Origin of the sequence: Pseudoduganella sp. R-31, from assembly GCF_049913235.1 — a bacterium.
Lineage (GTDB): Bacteria > Pseudomonadota > Gammaproteobacteria > Burkholderiales > Burkholderiaceae_D > Rugamonas.
Map to the genome: position 1 here is coordinate 6,426,271 of NZ_CP183986.1, position 19,927 is coordinate 6,446,197.

The 19,927-nt window shown below is 64.4% G+C and carries 23 protein-coding genes and 1 riboswitch; of the genes, 12 read left to right on the forward strand and 11 right to left on the reverse strand.

The window, feature by feature from the left end; all coding sequences use genetic code 11:
- Window positions 1-16 precede the first annotated feature (16 nt).
- A riboswitch (cobalamin riboswitch) is annotated at window positions 17-233 on the reverse strand.
- 150 nt (window positions 234-383) lie between these two features.
- Genes ACN9MY_RS29365 through ACN9MY_RS29375 form a run of 3 tightly spaced genes read left to right on the forward strand, consistent with a single transcriptional unit; the run spans window position 384 to window position 1,246 of the window.
- Complete coding sequence (locus tag ACN9MY_RS29365; protein ID WP_426165576.1) at window positions 384-689, forward strand: hypothetical protein; 306 nt, start codon at window positions 384-386, stop codon at window positions 687-689.
- 39 nt (window positions 690-728) lie between these two features.
- Complete coding sequence (locus tag ACN9MY_RS29370; RefSeq protein ID WP_426172329.1) at window positions 729-971, forward strand: YkgJ family cysteine cluster protein; 243 nt, start codon at window positions 729-731, stop codon at window positions 969-971.
- Between the two features lie 14 nt (window positions 972-985).
- The gene (locus ACN9MY_RS29375) at window positions 986-1,246 is read left to right on the forward strand and encodes a YkgJ family cysteine cluster protein (RefSeq protein WP_426165578.1); all 261 of its coding nucleotides are present in this window, start codon (window positions 986-988) and stop codon (window positions 1,244-1,246) included.
- A 4-nt stretch (window positions 1,247-1,250) separates the two neighbouring features.
- Here the strand turns inward: ACN9MY_RS29375 and ACN9MY_RS29380 are convergent, their stop codons facing one another.
- Window positions 1,251-2,204: a hypothetical protein gene (locus tag ACN9MY_RS29380; RefSeq protein WP_426319483.1), complete on the reverse strand. Its 954-nt coding sequence runs from the start codon at window positions 2,202-2,204 to the stop codon at window positions 1,251-1,253.
- A 95-nt stretch (window positions 2,205-2,299) separates the two neighbouring features.
- Here ACN9MY_RS29380 and ACN9MY_RS29385 point away from each other — a divergent pair, with 95 nt between their 5' ends.
- The 3 genes from ACN9MY_RS29385 to recQ all read left to right on the forward strand — a co-directional run bounded on the left by ACN9MY_RS29385 (window position 2,300) and on the right by recQ (window position 6,236).
- Window positions 2,300-3,442 carry an MFS transporter gene (locus ACN9MY_RS29385; RefSeq protein WP_426319484.1) on the forward strand — a complete coding sequence of 381 codons (1,143 nt, stop codon included), beginning with the start codon at window positions 2,300-2,302 and terminating at the stop codon, window positions 3,440-3,442.
- 135 nt (window positions 3,443-3,577) lie between these two features.
- Window positions 3,578-4,411, forward strand: a complete 834-nt coding sequence (locus tag ACN9MY_RS29390) for an undecaprenyl-diphosphate phosphatase (RefSeq protein WP_426165584.1) — start codon at window positions 3,578-3,580, stop codon at window positions 4,409-4,411.
- Between the two features lie 4 nt (window positions 4,412-4,415).
- Window positions 4,416-6,236 (forward strand): DNA helicase RecQ, encoded by a 1,821-nt coding sequence (gene recQ, locus ACN9MY_RS29395; RefSeq protein WP_426165586.1) that lies wholly within the window; start codon window positions 4,416-4,418, stop codon window positions 6,234-6,236.
- Here the strand turns inward: recQ and ACN9MY_RS29400 are convergent.
- From ACN9MY_RS29400 to ACN9MY_RS29410, 3 genes are all read right to left on the reverse strand, one after another.
- Window positions 6,211-8,244 carry a PEP-CTERM sorting domain-containing protein gene (locus ACN9MY_RS29400; protein ID WP_426336529.1) on the reverse strand — a complete coding sequence of 678 codons (2,034 nt, stop codon included), beginning with the start codon at window positions 8,242-8,244 and terminating at the stop codon, window positions 6,211-6,213. The two genes, recQ and ACN9MY_RS29400, sit on opposite strands and share 26 nt — an antisense overlap.
- A 66-nt stretch (window positions 8,245-8,310) precedes the next feature.
- On the reverse strand, window positions 8,311-9,120 hold the full coding sequence (locus tag ACN9MY_RS29405; protein ID WP_426336530.1) for a hypothetical protein: 810 nt from the start codon (window positions 9,118-9,120) through the stop codon (window positions 8,311-8,313).
- Between the two features lie 128 nt (window positions 9,121-9,248).
- Entirely contained in the window at window positions 9,249-10,124 is an 876-nt protein-coding gene (locus ACN9MY_RS29410) for a helix-turn-helix domain-containing protein (RefSeq protein ID WP_426337663.1), read from the reverse strand.
- Between the two features lie 333 nt (window positions 10,125-10,457).
- Between ACN9MY_RS29410 and ACN9MY_RS29415 the strand changes: the two genes are divergently transcribed.
- The 3 genes from ACN9MY_RS29415 (at window position 10,458) to ACN9MY_RS29425 (ending at window position 12,266) form a co-directional block, all read left to right on the forward strand.
- Complete coding sequence (locus tag ACN9MY_RS29415; protein ID WP_426165592.1) at window positions 10,458-11,027, forward strand: PEP-CTERM sorting domain-containing protein; 570 nt, start codon at window positions 10,458-10,460, stop codon at window positions 11,025-11,027.
- 91 nt (window positions 11,028-11,118) lie between these two features.
- Window positions 11,119-11,307, forward strand: a complete 189-nt coding sequence (locus ACN9MY_RS29420) for a DUF1737 domain-containing protein (RefSeq protein WP_426165594.1) — start codon at window positions 11,119-11,121, stop codon at window positions 11,305-11,307.
- A gap of 62 nt (window positions 11,308-11,369) precedes the next feature.
- Window positions 11,370-12,266 carry a DMT family transporter gene (locus tag ACN9MY_RS29425; RefSeq protein ID WP_426165596.1) on the forward strand — a complete coding sequence of 299 codons (897 nt, stop codon included), beginning with the start codon at window positions 11,370-11,372 and terminating at the stop codon, window positions 12,264-12,266.
- Between the two features lies 1 nt (window position 12,267).
- Here the strand turns inward: ACN9MY_RS29425 and trmB are convergent, their stop codons facing one another.
- Window positions 12,268-12,948: a tRNA (guanosine(46)-N7)-methyltransferase TrmB gene (trmB, locus tag ACN9MY_RS29430; protein WP_426337664.1), complete on the reverse strand. Its 681-nt coding sequence runs from the start codon at window positions 12,946-12,948 to the stop codon at window positions 12,268-12,270.
- A gap of 126 nt (window positions 12,949-13,074) precedes the next feature.
- Here trmB and ACN9MY_RS29435 point away from each other — a divergent pair, with 126 nt between their 5' ends.
- The 3 genes from ACN9MY_RS29435 to ACN9MY_RS29445 all read left to right on the forward strand — a co-directional run bounded on the left by ACN9MY_RS29435 (window position 13,075) and on the right by ACN9MY_RS29445 (window position 14,702).
- Complete coding sequence (locus tag ACN9MY_RS29435) at window positions 13,075-13,578, forward strand: hypothetical protein (RefSeq protein WP_426336531.1); 504 nt, start codon at window positions 13,075-13,077, stop codon at window positions 13,576-13,578.
- Between the two features lie 103 nt (window positions 13,579-13,681).
- The gene (locus ACN9MY_RS29440; RefSeq protein ID WP_426336532.1) at window positions 13,682-14,407 is read left to right on the forward strand and encodes a hypothetical protein; all 726 of its coding nucleotides are present in this window, start codon (window positions 13,682-13,684) and stop codon (window positions 14,405-14,407) included.
- Between the two features lie 61 nt (window positions 14,408-14,468).
- Entirely contained in the window at window positions 14,469-14,702 is a 234-nt protein-coding gene (locus tag ACN9MY_RS29445) for a hypothetical protein (RefSeq protein WP_426165602.1), read from the forward strand.
- Here the strand turns inward: ACN9MY_RS29445 and ACN9MY_RS29450 are convergent.
- Genes ACN9MY_RS29450 through ACN9MY_RS29475 form a run of 6 tightly spaced genes read right to left on the reverse strand, consistent with a single transcriptional unit; the run spans window position 14,695 to window position 19,923 of the window.
- Window positions 14,695-15,384, reverse strand: coding sequence for a DUF4197 domain-containing protein (locus ACN9MY_RS29450; protein WP_426319487.1), 690 nt, complete (start codon window positions 15,382-15,384; stop codon window positions 14,695-14,697). The genes ACN9MY_RS29445 and ACN9MY_RS29450 overlap by 8 nt on opposite strands.
- Window positions 15,385-15,401: 17 nt before the next feature.
- Complete coding sequence (flhA, locus tag ACN9MY_RS29455; protein WP_426319488.1) at window positions 15,402-17,429, reverse strand: flagellar biosynthesis protein FlhA; 2,028 nt, start codon at window positions 17,427-17,429, stop codon at window positions 15,402-15,404.
- A complete protein-coding gene (locus tag ACN9MY_RS29460; RefSeq protein ID WP_426165608.1) occupies window positions 17,429-18,514 on the reverse strand; it encodes an EscU/YscU/HrcU family type III secretion system export apparatus switch protein in 1,086 nt (361 codons plus the stop codon). Before ACN9MY_RS29460 ends, flhA begins: the two co-directional genes overlap by 1 nt.
- Entirely contained in the window at window positions 18,514-19,275 is a 762-nt protein-coding gene (locus ACN9MY_RS29465; RefSeq protein WP_426165610.1) for a flagellar biosynthetic protein FliR, read from the reverse strand. The genes ACN9MY_RS29460 and ACN9MY_RS29465 overlap by 1 nt, the downstream gene beginning before the upstream one ends.
- Window positions 19,276-19,283: 8 nt before the next feature.
- Window positions 19,284-19,550 (reverse strand): flagellar biosynthesis protein FliQ, encoded by a 267-nt coding sequence (fliQ, locus tag ACN9MY_RS29470; protein ID WP_426336533.1) that lies wholly within the window; start codon window positions 19,548-19,550, stop codon window positions 19,284-19,286.
- Window positions 19,540-19,923 (reverse strand): hypothetical protein, encoded by a 384-nt coding sequence (locus tag ACN9MY_RS29475; protein WP_426165614.1) that lies wholly within the window; start codon window positions 19,921-19,923, stop codon window positions 19,540-19,542. Before ACN9MY_RS29475 ends, fliQ begins: the two co-directional genes overlap by 11 nt.
- Window positions 19,924-19,927 lie beyond the last annotated feature (4 nt).

Below are 19,927 nucleotides of genomic sequence, written 5' to 3' on the forward strand. Positions count from 1 at the left end.
CACACCCCGGGCTTCGCACAATCAAAAGTGACCGGCCGGTCTTCTGGCTCGCCTTCTTCCTCCGCTGGCCTGGCCTTCCCGTGCGATGCACAGTGGCGTTGGTCAGCTTCGTCCGGCTTACAGCAGCGGGGGCTGCGCCGGACTGGCGCAAGATGGCTATCCCGCGCGGCACCGGCTTCCCGTTTCACCTCCCGGCAGGCTTGCAGGAAGGCACCAATCACATAACGTGCGTCATTCTAACAGACTGCACTTGGCCAACAATCTAGCCAGAAGAGCAACGACTGTTGTTATAAAGATCCACTTCTTAGAAATGATTGGTAATTCGTGAGAATTAGGTATTTACTGCTAAGTACGCGTCAAAGAACGTGTCTGGGAGAGTAAAAATGCATAACAAGACAACATTACAAGTCCTGGCAGCCGCCTCCGGACTTGCGGATGAGCGCATCCAGGAACTCTGGGAAGGGGCCGATATGTATGCCCGTGCCCAGGCTGGGAATCCGGATTCGCCGCGCTACCAGCAAGTGCTGCATGAGCGCATGGCGGCCATGGTCGAACGTGAAGTGGCCAAGCGCCATGCCGCGGACGGCGAGCCCTGGGTGCTGGCTGACGCCCACCTGGGACAGATTGAAGTGTCGCTGTCCGACGCCCTCAAGGCCTTCGGCGGCCGCACGCACCACGTTATCCATTAGCAAGGCAAAGCCGCCCGCACGGCTGTGAACCGCACCCCGATCCCGTGCCGTCCACAATGCGGCGCCTGCTGTACGGCGCCCGCGATCTCCAGCCCGATTCCCGGCATGCCTGAAGGCAAACCGGCAGGCGTGCCCTGCATCCAGCTCGATTCGCACATGCGCTGCAAGCTGTATGGCTTGCCCGAACGCCCCCTCGTGTGCGTGGAATTCAGGGCCGACGAAGCAGTGTGCGGTGAGTCGCGCGAGCAGGCCATGCGCTGGCTGGGTTGGCCGAAGCTGTAAAATACTGGCCCACCATGAGTTTCCAATGCCGCCCAGCCTGTGGCGCCTGCTGCACGGCGCCCTCGATTACGTCCCCGATTCCCGGAATGCCGAACGGCAAACCGGCCGGGGTGCGCTGCGTCCAATTGGGCGACGATAACCGTTGCAAGATCTTCGGCAAGCCGGAACGCCCGGCCTTCTGCGGCGGCCTGCAGCCTTCGGCCGAAATGTGCGGCGAGAGTCGGGAACAGGCGATGACGTGGCTCGCGGTGCTGGAACGCGAAACCTGTCCGTGAGCCGCTAGCGAACGTAGAGCGTTGCGAATGTCGAAGGAATTTCAGCCAGTTCCGCTTCCAGATATGGAACAGTCGCAATGCAAGTGACCCATTCCAGGAATCGATCTTCGCTGAAGTACGATCGAACCACGTCCAGCGTTGCCGTTCGGGCAGCCTCAGGGACAAGCGCCGCTACCGGCGGCGCGCCGCTGTCGTCTACAACCGTCAGCCGGGCCTCGAGACAATGACTCCATTCCCAACCGATGTATGGTCGGGCTTCCAGCGAAAATTCAGATGGCCACCGCATTGTGTCGTTCAGGATCCCATGCGCACCAACCAGCCAGACGACGACCTGCGCGCGCCAGTGCGGTGAGGGGATATCGAACACGGAACGCAGCCAAGGCTCGACTAAAGACTCAGGCAGATATTTCAGGCAGAAGAACATCGAAGCGGAGAAATCTCCACTGGCATCCCACCAGAGCCAGACACGGTTCGGGTTGTCGTTTGATTGACGCAGAATATTCCCGATAGCGATGTCGGTGCCGTTCCAGCACATGCCATCCATCATGCACCGTCCCAGGGTTAGCAGCACATCTTCCCGAAAGCCTTCGTATGGCTCCCGAGAGACGCCGTTCGGGTAAATGGCCATAAACCCAGTCATCAACGATTCCAGCAGGTAGGAAAAACATGCCTCATGGCTGCGCGGCAGGAGCGCCGCAAGCAGGTAGTGGTACCAGGTTTTCCATTCCTCCATCGGACCGAATGACCGGGTACCGCTGGCGATTTCAGCAAAACATTCCTGCAGTTCGCGCACTGCAATCTCGTCCAGGTTTCCCAGCAAGTCACTGAACATTCGCCTTTCGGCCCCCATGAACCAGGCCTCGCCCATCGGAGCGGCCGGCTTTGGAAAATGCGCCCGCAAGCGGCCTAAGGCCAGCGTGTCAATCCCGTTCCCAGGCGTCCACAGAAACCGATCCATACCTCGTTCCTTGCGATAAGAGCAGTGCACATCATAATCGACTGCCAACGCTCAAGGACCATAATGGAAACGGTTCCATGCTAGAATCTTCAGCCATGAACCAAACCATCGACCACCGCCACCGCCTGTCCACCCGCCTGGCTTTCCTGACTGCGGGCCTTGCCATGTCTGCCTGGGCGCCGCTGGTGCCGTACGCGAAGGAGCGCCTGCAACTGGCGGAAGGCCCGCTTGGGTTGCTGCTGCTTTGCCTCGGCCTGGGCTCGCTGCTGGCGATGCCGCTGACCGGCGCGCTGGCGGCGCGCTTTGGCTGCCGCAAGGTGGTGCTGTGGTCGGCGCTGGTGGTCTGCCTGTCGCTGCCGGCCCTGGCGCTGGCGCCAACCCCGCTGCTGCTTGGCCTGGCGCTGTTTGTGTTCGGCGCCTCGCTCGGCACCATGGACGTGGCGATGAACGTGCAGGCGGTGATTGTCGAAAAGGCCAGCGGCGGCGCGCTGATGTCCGGTTTCCACGGCATGTTCAGCCTTGGCGGCTTCGCCGGCGCCGGCGGCATGGCCCTGTTGCTGTGGCTTGGCAGCGGCCCGCTGGGCGCGTGCCTGGCTATCGTCGCCGTGAGCGCCATCCTGCTGTGGCGCGCCAGTCCCGACTTGCTGCACGAGCCGGAAGCGCGCGACGGCAGTACGCCAACCTTCGTCATGCCGCACGGCGCCGTGATCTTTATCGGCGTCCTGTGCTTCATCGTCTTCCTGGCCGAAGGCGCGATGCTGGACTGGAGCGCCGTGTTCCTGACCGCCGAACGCGGCCTGCAGGAAGGCCGCGCCGGCCTCGGTTATGCCGCCTTTGCCGTCGCCATGACCGTCGGCCGCCTGACGGGCGACCGCGTGGTGCGCCGTTTCGGCGGGCGCCGCGTGCTGCTGGCGGGCGGCCTGTGCGCCGCCGCCGGCTTCTTCACGGCAGTCGCCTCGCCTTCGCCGGCCGCGGCCCTGGCCGGCTTCGTGCTGGTCGGCCTGGGCGCTTCGAATATCGTGCCCATCCTGTTCACTGCCGCCGGCAACCAGCGCACCATGCCCGCCAGCCTGGCGATCGCCGCCATCACCACCATCGGCTACGCCGGCGTCCTGGCCGGCCCAGCCCTGATCGGCTTCATGGCCCACCTGACCAGCCTGGAGCTGGCGTTTGCCGTCCTCGGCGGCGCCTTGTTGCTGGTCGCCGCCAGCAGCCGCCTGGTACGCGTTCACTCCTGACGCAGCGCAAACCGGCGCCTTGGCAAGGGCGCTACCCTTGACTCAAGTGCATCGGTGGGCCGCGCTCATGGTAAGCTTCGTGCCCGCGCAGCATCCCGCCCGCGTTCGCCTACCGACACACTTACCAAAATCACAATGGATATCGTTCTCGCGCTGAAGGCTCTGATCATGGGTCTGGTCGAAGGATTTACCGAATTCCTGCCGATTTCTTCCACCGGCCACCTCGTGCTGGCGGGCAGCCTGCTGAATTTCACCGGCGAGAAGGCCAAAGTGTTCGAGATTGCCATCCAGGGCGGCGCCATGGTTGCCGTTATCTGGGAGTTCCACAAAAAGATAGGCGAAGTGTTGTTCGGCATGTTCCGCGAAGCGCGCGCGCGCCGCTTTGCGCTCAATGTGGCAGTCGGCTTCCTTCCGGCCGCGGGGCTGGGCTTCCTGTTCGAACACAAGATCAAGGCGGTGCTGTTCGCGCCACTGCCGGTGGCGCTGGCCTTCATCATCGGCGGCCTGGTCATCCTGTGGGTCGAGCGCCGCGCCAGGGACAACCCGGTCGCCGTGCGCGTGCAGTCGGTGGACGACATGACGACACTGGATGCGCTGAAGGTCGGCTTCGCCCAGGTCTTCGCCCTGATTCCCGGCACCAGCCGCTCCGGCGCCACCATCATTGGCGGCATGATGTTCGGCCTGTCGCGCAAGGTGGCCACCGAGTTCTCCTTCTACCTCGCGATCCCCACCCTGCTGGCCGCGACATTTTACTCGCTGTGGAAAGCGCGCGACCAACTGACTGCCGGCGACCTGCCGCTATTCAGCATCGGCGCCGTGGTGGCTTTCGTGTCGGCGTTTGCCTGCATCCGCTGGCTGCTGCGCTACATTAGCAGCCATACCTTCACCCCTTTCGCCTGGTACCGCATCGTGTTCGGCATCGTGGTGATTGTTTCCGCCTATACCGGCGTCATCACCTGGGCCGAATAAGAGCATGACCGACCAGGACACCAGCCAGCGCGCCCTGCACCTGCTCCAGACCGTCTTCGGCTACCCAGCCTTCCGCGGCCAGCAGGGGCAGATTGTCGAGCATGTCGGCAATGGCGGCGATGCCCTGGTGCTGATGCCGACCGGCGGCGGCAAGTCGCTGTGCTACCAGATCCCGGCCATGCTGCGCGAAGGCGTGGGCGTGGTGGTGTCGCCGCTGATCGCGCTGATGCAGGACCAGGTCGACGCGCTGGCCGAGGTGGGCGTGCGCGCGGCCTTCCTGAACTCCACCCAGACGTATGAGGAAGCGGCGCGCATCGAACGCCTGGTGCGCACCAGCCAGATCGACCTGCTGTACGTGGCGCCGGAACGGCTGCTGACCCAGCGCTGCTTCGACCTGCTGCAGGATTCGCAGATCGCCCTGTTCGCCATTGACGAGGCGCACTGCGTTTCGCAATGGGGCCACGACTTCCGTCCTGAATACATCAAGCTGTCGGTGCTGCACGAGCAGTTCCCGAACGTGCCGCGCATTGCGCTGACTGCGACCGCCGACCAGCAGACGCGCGCCGAAATCATCCACCGCCTGGCGCTGACCGAAGCGGCGCAATTCGTGTCGTCTTTCGACCGCCCGAACATCCGCTACCAGATCGTTGAAAAGACCAACGGCCGCAAGCAGCTGCTGGACTTCATCACCGCCGAACATGCCGGCGATTGCGGCATCGTCTACTGCCTGTCGCGCAAGAAGGTGGAGGAGACGGCGGAGTTCCTCAACGAACACGGCGTGCGCGCCCTGGCCTACCACGCCGGCATGGAGCACACGGTGCGCGCCGGGAACCAGGCGCGCTTCCTGCGCGAAGAGAACATCGTGATGGTGGCCACCATCGCCTTCGGCATGGGCATCGACAAGCCGGACGTGCGTTTCGTCTGCCACCTCGACCTGCCGAAATCGATCGAAGGCTATTACCAGGAAACCGGCCGCGCCGGCCGCGACGGCATGCCAGCCAGCGCCTGGATGTCCTACGGCCTGCAGGACGTGGTGCTGCAGCGGCGCATGATCGACGAGTCGGAAGCCGACGAGAATTTCAAGCGCGTCCTGTCGACCAAGCTTGATTCCATGCTGGGCCTGTGCGAGACACTGAGCTGCCGCCGCGTGCGCCTGCTGGAATACTTCGGCGAGCCGGCCACGCCTTGCGGCAATTGTGACACCTGCCTGATTCCGCCGGTATCCTTCGATGGCACGGTGCCGGTGCAGAAGCTGCTGTCAGCGATCTACCGCTGCGACCAGCGCTTCGCCGCCGGCCACGTGATCGACGTGCTGCGCGGCGCCGAGTCGGAACGCATCCAGACCTGGCACCACGACAAGCTGTCCGTATTCGGCATCGGCGCCGACCGCAGCGAACAGGAGTGGCGCGCCATCCTGCGCCAGGTGATCGCTTTGGGCCTGGTGACCGTCGACCACGAGCAATTCAGCTCGCTCAAGCTGACCGATGCCGCGCGCCCGGTGCTGAAAGGCGGCCAGAAAGTGCAGCTGCGCCAGTACCAGAAGCCGGTCAAGCAGAAACGCAGCTCGGCCCCCAAGGGCTACGAGGAAACCAGCCTCGATGGCGACGAGCAGCGCCTCTTCGACCGCCTGCGTTCGTGGCGCATGGGCGCGGCACGCGAACATGGCGTGCCGGCTTATGTGATCTTCAACGACGCCACCCTGCGCGAGATCGCCAAGGTCCGTCCTGCCACGCTGGGCGAGATGCGCGGCATCTCCGGCGTGGGCGAGAAGAAGCTGGTTTCCTACGGCGACGAGATCGTCAGGCTGCTCGCCGACCTGGCTTGAGGCGCAGGCTTCCCAGCAGCGCCAGCCCTGCCAGCAGCAACGCCCCTTGCGTCGGTTCCGGCACCGGCGACAGCAGGAACGTCCCTCGCGTATCCCACTCATTGACGCCCCTGGCAAGGATCTGGCCGCTGGCATTGATGTCCCAGGCGCCTTGCAGGAACCATCCCGCGTACTCTGTCTCGTTCCAAAGATGGTCCAGCACGTAGGGCCGGTCCCGGTACCAAAGCATGGCGCGCCTGTAATCGGTTTCGCCTACCACGCTGCCCGCGTCGTTGATGTCGTACGCATAATCGGACCACAGTTCCTGATAATCCCATTTGCTGCCATGTTCGAGCATGGTGAATGCGCTGGCGTTTTCCTGGTAGCCGGCGACCCGTCCTTTGCTGTTGACGGCAAGGAGGTAAAAGTCATAAGCCAGGTGATGATCGCCGAAGTTGCCGTTGTACCAGCTCCTGGCGCCAAACTCGCCGGTGTGGCCTCCAATAACGTAGCCGAGATCGTTGATCAAATAGGGGGCGTAGTCGTCAAACACTTGCGGTGCGCTGCCATCGCCCCATTGGATAAAGCCGATCGGTCCGGAAGTTCCCGGCAGGCGGTAGCCGACAACATCGCCGCGGTTGTTGATGCCGGCAGCATAACCGCCCATTCCCGCGAATTGCAGCAGTTCCATTTCGCCGCCATTGCGCCACCTGACCGGCTGCGACTGCGTGAAGCCCGGGATTGTAATGTTCCCGATAACCGTTCCCTGGTTATTGAAGCCGGTGAGTGTCAGTTCTCCGGCGACACTAGGCAAATGCACCAGCGAACCGTCGCGGTTCCAGATCAGCGGTTTGCCGTCCGGGCCGAGGCCCGCGACCTGCCCGGCATCGTTCAGGAACTTCGGCGCAAACTGGCCGTCAAACCTGAATGCCCGATAGGCCGGCGCTTCCTGCGCATACGCGCTGCATGCAAGCAGCGCCAGCAAGGAAGAAGACGCCAGGCGCGCCGCCAGCTTTCTTTGCGCCAGCCAGCGCAGTGCCAGCAGCGCGAGCCCGGCCAGCAGCAGCGTAGCGATTTGCGGCTCCGGCACCGGCGACAGCAGGAATGTGGCGGTGCCACCCTGGGGGCCGAGGGCACTGGCAAGTATCGCCCCGTCGTTGTTGATGTCCCACGCGTTGAGCAAGGTCCAGCCCGAATACGCGGCTTCGTTCCACAAATGATCCAGGTTATACGCCCGGTCTTCAAACCACAGCATGGCATGCAAGCTGAGCTCGGTTTCGCCGACGACGCTGCCGGTATCGTTGAGGGCATGGGCAAAACCGGACCACAGGTCACGGATGTCGCGCTGTCCCTCCCTGTCGATCAGCGAGAAGGCGTGGTAATTGTCGTGCATGCCCGCCAGGCCCCCTTCGTTGTTGAGCGCACGGACAAACAGGCCGCTATAGGGCTCTTGCGCGAACACCCCATCCTGCCAGCCCCGGAGCCCCCAATCGCCGCCAAGCTGGCCAATAACCAGGCCGTGGTCGTTGATCATCTGCGGCAGGTAGTTGTCGAACAGTTGAGGCGTACTGCCGTCGCCCCACTGGACGAAGCCGACCTGCCCCGAGCCCGTACCGGATGCGCCGGCCATGTAGCCGATAATGTCGCCGCGATTATTGACGCCCGCCGTGAAACCGCCCAAACCCTTGAATGGCAGGCGCTCCACTGCCCCGCCGTCGCGCCATGCGACCGGTTGCGGCAGGCTGTAGCCCGGAATGACCGCATTGCCGACAACCGTGCCCTGGTTATTGAAGCCGGTGATGGTGAGCTGGCTGACACTGCCAGCCAGTTGCTGCACCGAGCCATCGGGATTCCAGATGACCGGCCTGCCGTCCTGGCCGACGCCGGCGACCTGGCCCAAGTCGTTCAGTATCTGCGGCGTGAACTGGCCATCGAACCTGAAGGCACGATAGGCGGGTGCACCCTGCACGTGTGCGGACCATGCCAGCAACGCCAGCACGGACAAGAACAAACGAAGGAATCTTGGCATGGCAATCTCCTGTGGGTAAACAGGAGCCAATGCTGCGCCAACGCGGCAGGCTGCGCGCGCGCCGGCTCAAATCGTGCGCGACGGCGCGATAGCGTTGCGCGCCATAGCGCGATGCAAGCTGCCAAGCAGCAGCAGGCCGGCCAGCAGCATCAGGACCGGCGCCAACTCCGGCACCGGCGACAGCAGCGCCGCTTGCTGCGCGAAGGTTGCCGCATTGCTGGCAATCGCCACGATCTCGCCCGCATCGTTGATATCTTCCGTATAACGAAGGCTCCAGCCGTCCCAGCCGCTTCTGTCCCACAGGGTGTTCAGGTCGTATGTCTGCCCGCCGGAAAACAGCATGCCGTGCTGCGTGCCTTCCCAATAACCGAAGGCCACGCCTGCGTTGTTGATGGCGGTGGCGTAGCCGGGGCCGTAGGTCTCCAGCACTTCGCCTTTCCAGATCGCGCCATGGGCCTCGGTAATATCGCTGCCGCTGCCGCCGGCCACCCAGCCCTTGTCGTTGATGTCGCGCGCCCACGAATAGCCCGCATCGGGCAGATCGTGATAAGCGCCGTCCTGCCAGACTCCGGCATGATCCCCTGCGCGCGAGAGGCCGACAACCTGCTCCTGGTCACCATTTTCACCATCCACTGCACGTGCCATCGCGACAATCGTGCCCTTGTTATTGATGGAAACCGCCGTTCCGCCATGAACGCCCGCGTCGAATGTGATGGGCTGCCGTCCCGATTGCCAGATCATCGGTTGGGCGCCGGATGATCCCACCAGCTGGCCAGCGTCATTCATATCGGTGAGGATCGCTTCTTCGCTGCTGTCCGTCAGGCATTCCAGTCCGCTGCCGCGGCGCCTGGGCAGCAGCGAGTAATGGCTAGGCAAGGACAAGACCGCACAATCGGGCAACCGGTTTCATGGCATCCTCCAGCCAAGGCACAGGAGCCAATGGTGGACTTGCCCCGTCAGCGGCGCGCGCTGAGCTTCTAATCGTGCGCGGCACAGCGATAGGGTCAGGACTTGAGTCCGCTCACAAGCTGGCGGTAGCGGCCGGGCGGCGCCCCGACGGCTTCGCTGAAACGGTGGCTGAAATGGCTAAGGTCGGCGTAGCCGCACGCTTCGGCGACTTGCTGCAGCGGCAGGCGCCCTGCGCGCAACAGGCCGCGCGCACGCTCGATGCGGCGTGCTGCAATCCAGGCCGACGGCGGCATGCCGAAGCTGATGCGGAACATGCGGGCCAGGTGGAATTCCGACATGCACGCCAGTTGCGCCAGCATGCCGAGGGTGATGTTCTGGTCGAGGTGGGTTTCGATGTATTCGTGCAGGCGGCGGCGCACCAGCGGCGCCAGTCCTCCGCGCAAGCGCAGGCCGGGCCTGGTCATCGATTGCGATTGCAGCAGCTCGCTCAAGGCCTCGTGCGTGATTTCATTGGCGCGCAGCAGCTGGTCGGCGTCGTCCCACGGCTGCTGCAGCAAGTCGCCGCATAGCTGCACCAGGCGCCGGTTCTCGAAATAGGTCTTGTCCTGCAAGGTGAGTTCGCGCGGCTCGCGATCCAGCTCCGCCACGGCGCGCTGCGTGAAATGCTCGGGCATGAAGTACACGTGCAGCATGCGCAACTGGCCGCGCACCACCCATTCCGATTCGTGCCAGTCCGGCAGGGAGCACAGGCGCTGTGGCGCGCCGTACTGCCCCGGCAAGCCTTCGCGTTCGACTTCGTAGCCGCCGCCCAGGTAGCACGACAAGGTATGGTGGCCGGGCTGGCGATACTCGGTGAAAGCCTCCGGCGTGCTGCGATGCCAGACCGCAGCCGCCAGCCCGTCGCCCAGCCAGGCAAAACGCTCCAGCGTGGCATCGGTGCCGGACATGGTGCGGAACACGGCGTGCGACATCGCATCGCCCGGCTTGCCCGCCAGCGCCGCGCGCGCCGCCGCCCCCACGCGCTTGCGCGGAGCGGCATCCTCAAGTTGTCCAGTCAGTGGCTTCACGCCGAAAAGTCTAGCACGGCCATTCCGGTCCAGCCGGCCGCCCCTCCGATTTGCGCAAGATCAGACAAGGGGACCCTGGGCTCGCCGCCGCTAGTGTCGGGAAAATTTACAGCGTCGACCAGCCGTGAAACCACTTATCGATAAGAATCAGTTACTTGCTGGCGCAGGGTATAAAAATTGCTTATTGCATTTGAAGCAATGCTGTCAACTTTCCTACTGTTTTGAAAGGAATTATCGATGAAGAAGTTCGCTTGCCTGGCAGCCCTGTCACTCGCTATCTCCGCAGCACAAGCAGCGCCGATCCAGCTTGACCTGACCAGCGGCGCCTTCGCCAACAACAATGGCTCGGCTGTTGTCGACACTTATACGGAAGACGGCTTTCGCCTCCGCACGGTGCGTGCCGGCGACCATTTCGATCCCTTGTTTATCGGCGATATCGGCATCCACAACGGCTTCCAGAACGCCGACGACGTGAGTTGGGTCATCGACTTCTTCGGGGCCAGCTTCAACCTGGTCAACATCAATATCGCCGCCTATGCCGATGGCGCGTCGTCGATCACGGTGAGCGGTTCCAACGGCGCGACGCAAACCTTGTCCGGCACCGGTACCCTGGCCATCGCCGGCATGGGCAACGTGACCTCGGTCGTTTTCAATATCGACCAGGACGGCGGGACGCAAGGCTTTGGCTTTTCCGAGATCAACGTCGACACCACGCCCGTGCAACAAGTGCCCGTGCCGGGCACGCTGATGCTGCTTGGCCTCGGCTTGTCCGCACTGGGCGTTTCGCGCCGCCGCACTTCGAAGTAGGCAGGAAGAACCAGCCAGCGTGCGGCATTCCGCGCGCTGGTTCATAATACTTGGCACCAGAACTGTTACCGCCTAGTGAAGTGCCTGCCCCATGAATACACCTCCAGACGACCTGCCAATTTACCGAGTCCTGACTGGCCCCGACGATTCGAAGTTTTGCCGGCGAGTCAGCGAAGCGCTCGCACTGGGCTATCAACTTTACGGTTCGCCTTCCTTGACCTTTAACGGCGAGACGGTCATCGTGGCCCAGGCCGTCCTTTGGCCCACGGCCAAGTCTTAGCCGGAACAAACAGCAAGTTCAGACAACTGCCGGTGCGCGGCAAGCGGCACACTGGCAGGACGATGAATACTGCCCTCTACCTCACCACGGTGCTCATCTGGGGCACCACCTGGATCGCGATCAAATTCCAGCTCGGCGTCGTCGCAGCGCCGGTGTCGATCGCCTATCGTTTCTGGATCGCGGCGCTGGTGCTGATGCTGATCCTGCTCGCGCGCAGGCAGCAAGTCCTGCCGCCGCGTTCCGCCTGGCGCTACCTGCTCGCGCAGGGGCTTGCGCTGTTCTGCTGTAACTTCCTGTGCTTTTACTACGCCACGATGTGGGTGCCGAGCGGCCTGGTGGCGGTGGTGTTTTCGACCGCGCCGATCTGGAATGCGATCAATGGCCGTCTCTTCATGAAGCGGCCGATCCGGCCGCAAGTCATGGGCGGCGCGGTGCTGGGACTGGCAGGCATCGTGCTGCTGTTCCTGCCTTCCATGCAGGGGCACTGGAACGATGCCGGCATGCTGGCCGGCCTGGGACTGGCCCTGCTTGGCACGCTGTGCTTCTCGACCGGCAACCTGCTCTCGAGCCGCATGCAGGCGCTGGGCATGCAGCCCTGGCTGACCAACACCTGGGCCATGCTGTGCGGCGCCGCCATCCTGACGCTTGGCGCGCTGGCGCTCGGCATGCCGTTCAACTTCGACCCAAGCCCGCGCTATGTCGGCGCATTGCTCTACCTGGCCGTGCCGGGATCGGTGATTGCCTTCACGGCTTACCTGCTGCTGGTGGGGAGAATCGGTCCGGACCGCGCGGCTTACTGCACGGTGCTGTTCCCCGTGGTGGCGCTGACGGTGTCCACCGTCTTCGAGGGATACCAGTGGAGCAGCATGGCCCTGGCCGGGCTGCTGCTGGTCATCGGGGGGAATTTGCTGGCCTTTATGCCGGCGCGTGCCAAAGCACAGGCGCCGGCGGCAGCCTAGATCATTTCTTGGTGAATACCAGGTCCCAGACGCCGTGGCCCAGTTTCAGGCCGCGGTTTTCGAACTTGGTCAGCGGGCGGTAGGCCGGCTGCGGCGCGTAGCCTTCAGCGGTGTTCTGCAGCGCCGGCTCGGCGCTCAGCACTTCCAGCATCTGCACCGCGTAATCTTCCCAGTCGGTCGCCAGGTGGATATAGCCGCCCGGCGCCAGGTGCTCGCACAGGGTTTTCACGAATGGGGCCTGGATCAGGCGGCGCTTGTTGTGGCGCGCCTTGTGCCATGGGTCAGGGAAGTAGATATGCACGCCCGCCAGCGAACCGGCCGGGATCATGTCGCGCAATACTTCCACCGCATCGTGCTGGATCACGCGCAGGTTGGTCAGGCCTTCCTCGCCGATCAGCTTGAGCAGGCTGCCCACGCCCGGGGTGTGCACTTCCACGCCGATGAAATCCTTCTCCGGCATCAGCTTGGCGATGTGGGCGGTGGTGCCGCCCATGCCGAAGCCGATCTCCAGGATCAGCGGCGCCTTGCGGCCGAAAGTCTTCTCGAAGTCCAGCGCTTCTTTCTTGTGCTCGACCATGAATTGCGGACCGAGATCGCTCAGCGCACGCTCTTGTGCCGAAGACAGGCGTCCCGCGCGCGTGACGAAGCTGCGGATGCGGTGTTCGGTCGGGTCGTAGAGCATTTTGCCCTTTGGCGTGGATTCGGAAGACATGGCTAAACGTGCAAGGAAAAGGGGCGATTATACCATTCCGGTTTTGCCGCCCGGCCTGCGATAATAGCGGGTCTTGTCCCTAAGGAAGCCCAAGTAATGGCCCTCGCACTGAACATCCTGATCATCGTCCTGGCACTGGTAACGCTGTACTTCCTGCTGAAAGGCGGCCCGAAAGCCGCCCCTGCGCCAACGGGCAAGCCGGTGGGCGGCTCCTACACGCCGCTGCCGCAGGGCGAGCCGGTGCACCACTGGAGCGACGAAGGCCGCTACCAGCTCGAAGTGCTGGGCGAGTCGCGCTATTCCGACACCATCCGCGCCCTGGCCGGCGAGCATGGCGAGGCCGCGGCCGACGCCCGCCACAAGGCGCTGCTGCTGGCGGACGACAACAACCCCTACGAAGACAAGGCGGTCGCCGTCTTCCTCAACAGCGAGATGGTCGGCTACCTGGCGCCGAAAGACGCCGTGGCCTTCCGCGCCATGCTGGCGCGCCAGGAAATCAGCGGCCAGCTCACCTCGACCGACGCCGTGATCCGCGGCGGCCAGATGTACGAAGGCAAGCGCCTGGCCTATACCGTGCTGCTCGACGTGAATGTTGCGTAAATATCACTTAGTAACTTACTAAACCCCGCGCACGATTGAATGCAGCGCGGGTTTGTGACATCATCGGCGGCTTGCTGTTTTGATAATCAATAAGGGAGCCGTCATGAAGACAAAATACGCCTTGCTGTTACCCGCCCTGCTGCTCGCAGCCTGCGCCAAGAAGGCGCCTGCGCCGGCACCGACCTCTGAAGCGACCCCAGCGCCCGCCGCTGCACCAGCCGCGCCGGCTCCAGCCCCTGCGGCGCCTGCCGCCCCTGCCGCCAGCACCGCGGCCACCGGCAATGCCCCCCTGGCAACTCCGCAGATGGACATGGAGAACATGAGCACCGAGCAGAAGGAAATGGCCAAGCGCCAGGCCAAGCTCGATTACTCCAATATGGAAGACGGCTACATCAACGACACCAACGCGCAGTGGGCCAGCACCGCCAGCGCGACGTCCGAATACGGCGGCAGCAGCTACGAGCCGGCCAACGCAACCGGCAAGGTCGACGGCAAGAATTTTGCAACCAAGGGCAGCGATGTTGGTTTCGATTCGCTCGAAGTCGGCTTCCAGAATCCGGTCAATGCCACCCAACTGCGCGTAGCGATCAGCGATGGCTACGGCCTGGAAGGCATCACCAAGGTTGAGCTGCAGGACACCGACGGCAAATGGAATACTGTATGGAGCGGCATCAACACCGTGAAGGTCGACCGGCGCGGCACCCGCACCTGGTTTGTGCAGCCGATCGAAAAGACGACCTACAAGGCCAAGGCGGCGCGCATCACCAAATCCAATAACCTGAGTACCGACCGCCTGTATGTGGATGCGGTACAACTGGTAGGTTCCTGACCGGGCGCCCCGCCTTGCCCGACAGGCGTATCATGGCTGCAGCAGCTTGCAGGAGGCAGCCATGGAACGCGAACGGGCAAAGGCGGGAGATGCGGTGCGGCCGATCGGCTGGCACCATAAGATGCTGGTGATTCGCACCACGCCGGGCCGCACGGGCCGGAACGATGACGAGGATGTGCTGTGCCGCTGGCACGATGCCGACGGCGAGCACCAGCAAACCTTCAAGTCAGGACAGCTTGAAATCCTGAACTCAGCCGCGCAAGCGCGCAACCCGCGCGGCCGGACGCTTATTTGAGCAGGCCGAAGACTTTGGAAATCGCCTTGCTGCCGTAGGAGATCGGGTTCTCGCGGATCTTCTTCTCTTCTTCCCCGATCATCAGGAACAGGCCATCGAGCGCGCGCTGGGTGACGTAGCTTTCCACCGTCGCCTGCTCTTCAGTGGCCAGGCCGAACTTGGTCGCCTGCGCCATCGCGCTGTTGAACTGGCCGGACAGCTTGGACCGGTCAGTCACGCCCTTCACGATCGGCTTGAATTTCACCGCCAGCGGCGCTGCGGTTTTCTCCTTGAAGAAATCGGTGACCGAGGTGTCGCCGCCGGTCAGGATCGCCTTGGCGTCGCTCAGCGTCATCGACTTGACCGCATTCACCAGCAGCGGCTTGGCCAGCGGCACGGCTTGCTCGGCAGCGCGGTTCATCGCGGTTTCCAGCTCATCGAGCTGTTCGCCGCGGCCGGTCATTTCCAGGATAGGACGGGCTTTTTCCAGCACGCGCGGCAGCTTGATGCGCACCGCATCGTTGTTCATGAACCCGCCCTCGACGCCAAGCTTGCCCACGGCGGCCACCGAACCGGCTTCCAGCGCGGCTTTCAGGCCGCCGCCAGCCTCCTTCTCGGTCAAGGCGTCCAAGGGATTGGCCAGTGCGCCGGCGGCCAGCACCAGGCCGGCCAGCGTGGCGGCGATACGATTCATCGTTGTCATGGTTATTTCTCCAGAAGTTACAGACTGACCGTAGTGTACGCCTTCAGGTTGACACTGTTGGGTACTTCCGCCATCGACAGCACCCGCAGGTGCGGCAGCACGCGCTCGCTCAGGGCGCGCACATGGCGCCGCAAGTCCGGCGCGCACAGCAGCACCGGCAGCATATTCGCCTTCATCATGCGGTCGGCCTGGCTGGCCAGGCGGGCCAGCAGCTGGTCGGCGAACTTGGGCTCGACCACGATGCCGCCGCCGTCGGCCTGGCGCACGCTTTGCATCAGCACCTGTTCGATGGCCGGGTCCAGGGTCAGCACGTGCAGGGCGCTGTGATCGCCCAGCAGGTCCTGGCAGATGGCCGTGCCCAGCTTCTGGCGCACCACTTCGGTCAGGTAGCCCAGGTCCTTGCTGTTGCGGCCGGCGTCGGCCAGGGTTTCCAGGATCGCTTCCAGGTGGCGCACCGAGACTTTCTCGCGCAGCAGGTTCTGCAGGATCTTCTGGATGTCGCTGACCGAGACCACGGTCGGCACCAGCTCTTCCACCAGCCCGGGCTGGCTGTCGCGGATGCGCTGCAGCAGCTTGTCGGTCTCGCCGCGCGTCAGCAGCATGGCCGACTGCTGCTTCAGCACTTCCGACAGGTGGGTGATGAACACCGTGCCCGGGTCGACCAGGGTGTAGCGCGCCGAGCGCGCCAGTTCCTTTTCGCTGTCGGCGATCCAGATTGCCGGCAAGCCGTAGGTCGGCTCGCGCGTCTCGATCCCTTTCAGCGCCCGCTGCTCGCCGCCGCTGTGGATGGCCAGCGTGTGGTCGAGCATGATGTCGCCCTTGCCGGCCAGCGCGCCGAACACGCGCAGCTCGTAGGCGGTGGCGGCCAGTTGCGGCGCGTCGCGGAAGCGCACGCGCGGCAGCACCATGCCGGATTCCAGCGCGAACTGCTTGCGCAGCGCGGCAATCCGTTCGGTCAGCAGGCTTTGCTCGCCGTTCACCAGCGGCAGCAGGGTCGCCCCCATCAGCACTTCGATCGGTTCCACTTTCAGCAGGTCGTAGGTGTCTTCCTCGCCATCCTTGGCGTCGGCGTCCTGGTCGTCTTCCGGCTTGCCGCCGACCTTGCGGCGCAGCAGCAGACCGACGCCGAACAGCGTGCCGCCCACCACCAGTACCGGCAGCGGCGGAATGCCCGGCAGGAAGAACAGCGCCGCCATGGCGCCGGCCACGATGAACAGGGTCTTGGGGAAGGAGGTCAGCTGGCGCAGCACCTGGCTGCTCAGGTTGCCGTCCGAGGCGGAGCGCGTCACGATGATGCCGGTGCCCACCGAAATCACCAGCGCCGGCACCTGGGTCACGATGCCGTCGCCCACGGTCAGCAGGGTAAAGGTGTGCAGCGCCTGGTCCCAGCGCATGCCCATCTGCATGATGCCGATCACCAGGCCGCCGACGATGTTGATCAGCATGATCAGGATGCCGGCAATGGCATCGCCCTTGACGAATTTGCTGGCGCCGTCCATCGCGCCGTAGAAACCCGATTCCTTTTCCAGCAGCTTGCGGCGGCGCTTGGCTTCTTCCTGGTCGATGAAGCCCATGTTCAGGTCGGCGTCAATGCTCATCTGCTGGCCCGGCATGCTGTCCAGCGTGAAGCGGGCCGCCACTTCGGACACGCGCTGCGCGCCGCTGGTCACCACCACGTACTGCACCACCACCAGGATCAGGAACACGATCATGCCGATCACGTAGTTGCCGCCCACCACATAGGAGCCGATGGCGCCGATCACGCGTCCGGCGTCGGCATCGCTGAGGATCAGGCGGGTGGCCGCCACGTTGAGCGACAGCCGGAACAGGGTGGCGATCAGCAGCAGCGAGGGAAAAGTGGAAAACTCCACCGGCCGCGGGATATAGAAGGTCAGCAGCAGGATGGTCAGGGCGAAGCTGATATTGCACAGGATCAGGAAATCCAGCATGGCCGACGGGATCGGCACGAACAGCACGCACAGGATGCCGACCACCAGCAGCACCATGACCAGGTCGGCGTTCTCGCCAAAATAACGACGTAACATCAATTCTTCCTTCCAGACTGACGGCGGGCCTCGCGCATGGCGTAGACCCAGACCATGATTTTTGCAAGCTGCGGATACAGCTTTTCCGGCACGTAGCCGTCGTAATCGACTTCGCGGAACAAGGTGCGCGCCAGCGGCTTGTTCTGCACGATCGGGATATTCTTGCGCCCGGCCAGTGCGCGCATGCGCGCCGCCAGGTCGCCGGCGCCCTTGGCCACCACCTTGGGCGCGGCCGCGCTGCCATGCTCGTAGCGCAGCGCCACGGCCAGGCGGGTCGGGTTGGTGACCAGCACGTCGGCGCTGGCCATGCGCCGCATCGACTGGCTGCGCTTGAGCATGTCCTTGCGCAGTTCGCGGATGCGGGCGCGGATGCGCGGATCGCCTTCGCGGTTCTTGTGCTCGTCCTTGATGTCGCGCTTGCTCATGCGCATGCGCTTGGCGTAATCCCAGCGCACAAAGCCCATGTCGGCCAGCGCAATCAACAGCAGCGCCAACGCCAGCTTGCCCAGCAGGCCGCCCACCAGCTCGAGCAGGATGCGCGGATAGGCGGCCGGCGCCGCCGTCGGCAAGGCCATCAGGCCCGGCAGCGCCGCGCTCACGGCGGCCCACGCCACCCCGGCCAGCACCACCAGCTTGACGATGCTCTTGCCGGCCTCGAACAGGGTGCGCATCGAAAAGATGCGCTTGAAACCATCGACCGGGTTGAGGCGCTTGAAGTCCGGCTTGACCGGGTGCACGCTGAATATCGGGCCGGTCTGCGCCAGGTTGGTCAGCAGCGCGGCAATCACCAGCGCCATCAGCAGGGGCGCCAGCAACAGCAGCACCGCCAACAGCAGCTGGCCGCACCAGGCCGCCAGGTTGGCCACGCTCCACTCCAGCCCCGGCGCCCGCGCCAGGGTGCGCTGCGCCATGCTGAGCAGCTTGCCCAGGCCGTCCCAGCCGCTAGCCTGCACCACCACCGTCAGCACGGCAATGGCCGCGCACGACAGGAAGTCCACGCTCTTCGCCACCTGGCCCTTTTTGCGCGCGTCCTCCAGCCGGTGCGGCGTGGCCTGTTCCGAACGGTCGCTATCCTGTTCCGCCATCAGCGCAGCACGCTTTCCCAGTAGGTGAAGATGGAGCGGTAGACGCGCTGCATGGCCGGCCCCAGCGTCGGTGCGCTGACGGCAAAGATGGTCAGCGCCGCCACCAGCTTGAGCGGGATGCTGACCACGAACACGTTCATCTGCGGCAGCGTGCGCGAGGCCACGGCCAGCGCCAGCTCCAGCAGCAGCAGGCACAGGATGACCGGAATCACCAGCGCGATGCCGTAGGAGAACACCAGCCCGAACTGCGCCACGGCCGCATCGGCCGACAGTTCCAGCCCGGCGCCCGGCGCCGCCCGCTGCAGCGAGAAGGCCAGGCCGCGCAGCAGCGCATGGTGGCCGTCAAGGGCGAAGAACAGCGCCACCCCGGTCATGTTGAGGATGGTGGCAAACATCGGCGCGCCCGAGCGCGTCACCGGGTCATACACTACGCCCAGGCCGAAACCGCTCTGCACGTCGAGGATCTTGCCGGCCATGGCAAACGCGCCGAAGGCGGCAAACACGCCGAAGGCCAGCGTGATGCCGACCACCACTTCGCCGATCGCTCCCAACAGCACCTGGCCCGGGCCGAAGCTGGCCAGCGCCGGCCGCACGCCGCCGCCGGACACCAGCAGCGCCGCCAGCGCCAGCGTAAACAGCACGCGCACCACCACCGGCGTGCCCTGCACCATGGGTACCGGCGCCAGCAGGAACACGCAGCCCAGGCGCAGCCACACGTAAAACACTGCCAGGGCCCATGCCGCATCGACGTTGATCTGCATCGCTCGCCTTAGAATTGCTGCGGTATCGACGCGATCAGGCCGGCGCCGAAGGCCACCAGGCGCTTCAGCATCCACGGCCCGCACACCACCAGCACCACCACGGCCGCCACCAGCTTGGGCACGAAACTGAGCGAGGCTTCCTGGATCTGCGTCACCACCTGCAGCACGCTGACCAGCAAGCCCACCAGCAAGGTCACGGCCAGCAGCGGCGCCGCGATCAGCAAGCCGGTCCACAGCAGCTCGGACAGCATGCGCAGGGCCATGTCATTGCCCATCCTGACCTCCCGTCGCCAGCAGCTGCGCCATCGCCTGTTCCAGCAGGGGTTGGCAGGAATCATCCTGCTCCAGCGCTTCCTGCACCTCGTCGACCATGCGGAAAAAACGCGGATCGGCCAGCAGGTGCTGGCCCAGCTCGTCCAGCAGCACCGCTTCCAGGAACACGCGCAAGGCCTTGCGCCCGCGCTGCGGGTCGTCGCGGCCGATGGCGCGCACCCGCTGTTCCACCAGGCGCGCCAGCGTGCCGTCCGGCGTTGCCGCCGCGCGCCCGTCCGCACTGGGGGCGCGCCGGCCGGCGGCCGCGCCATGCGGCGCCAGCTGGCTGCGGATCATCCGCACCAGGGCCGTCACGCCGCTTACCGATGTCACCATTCCA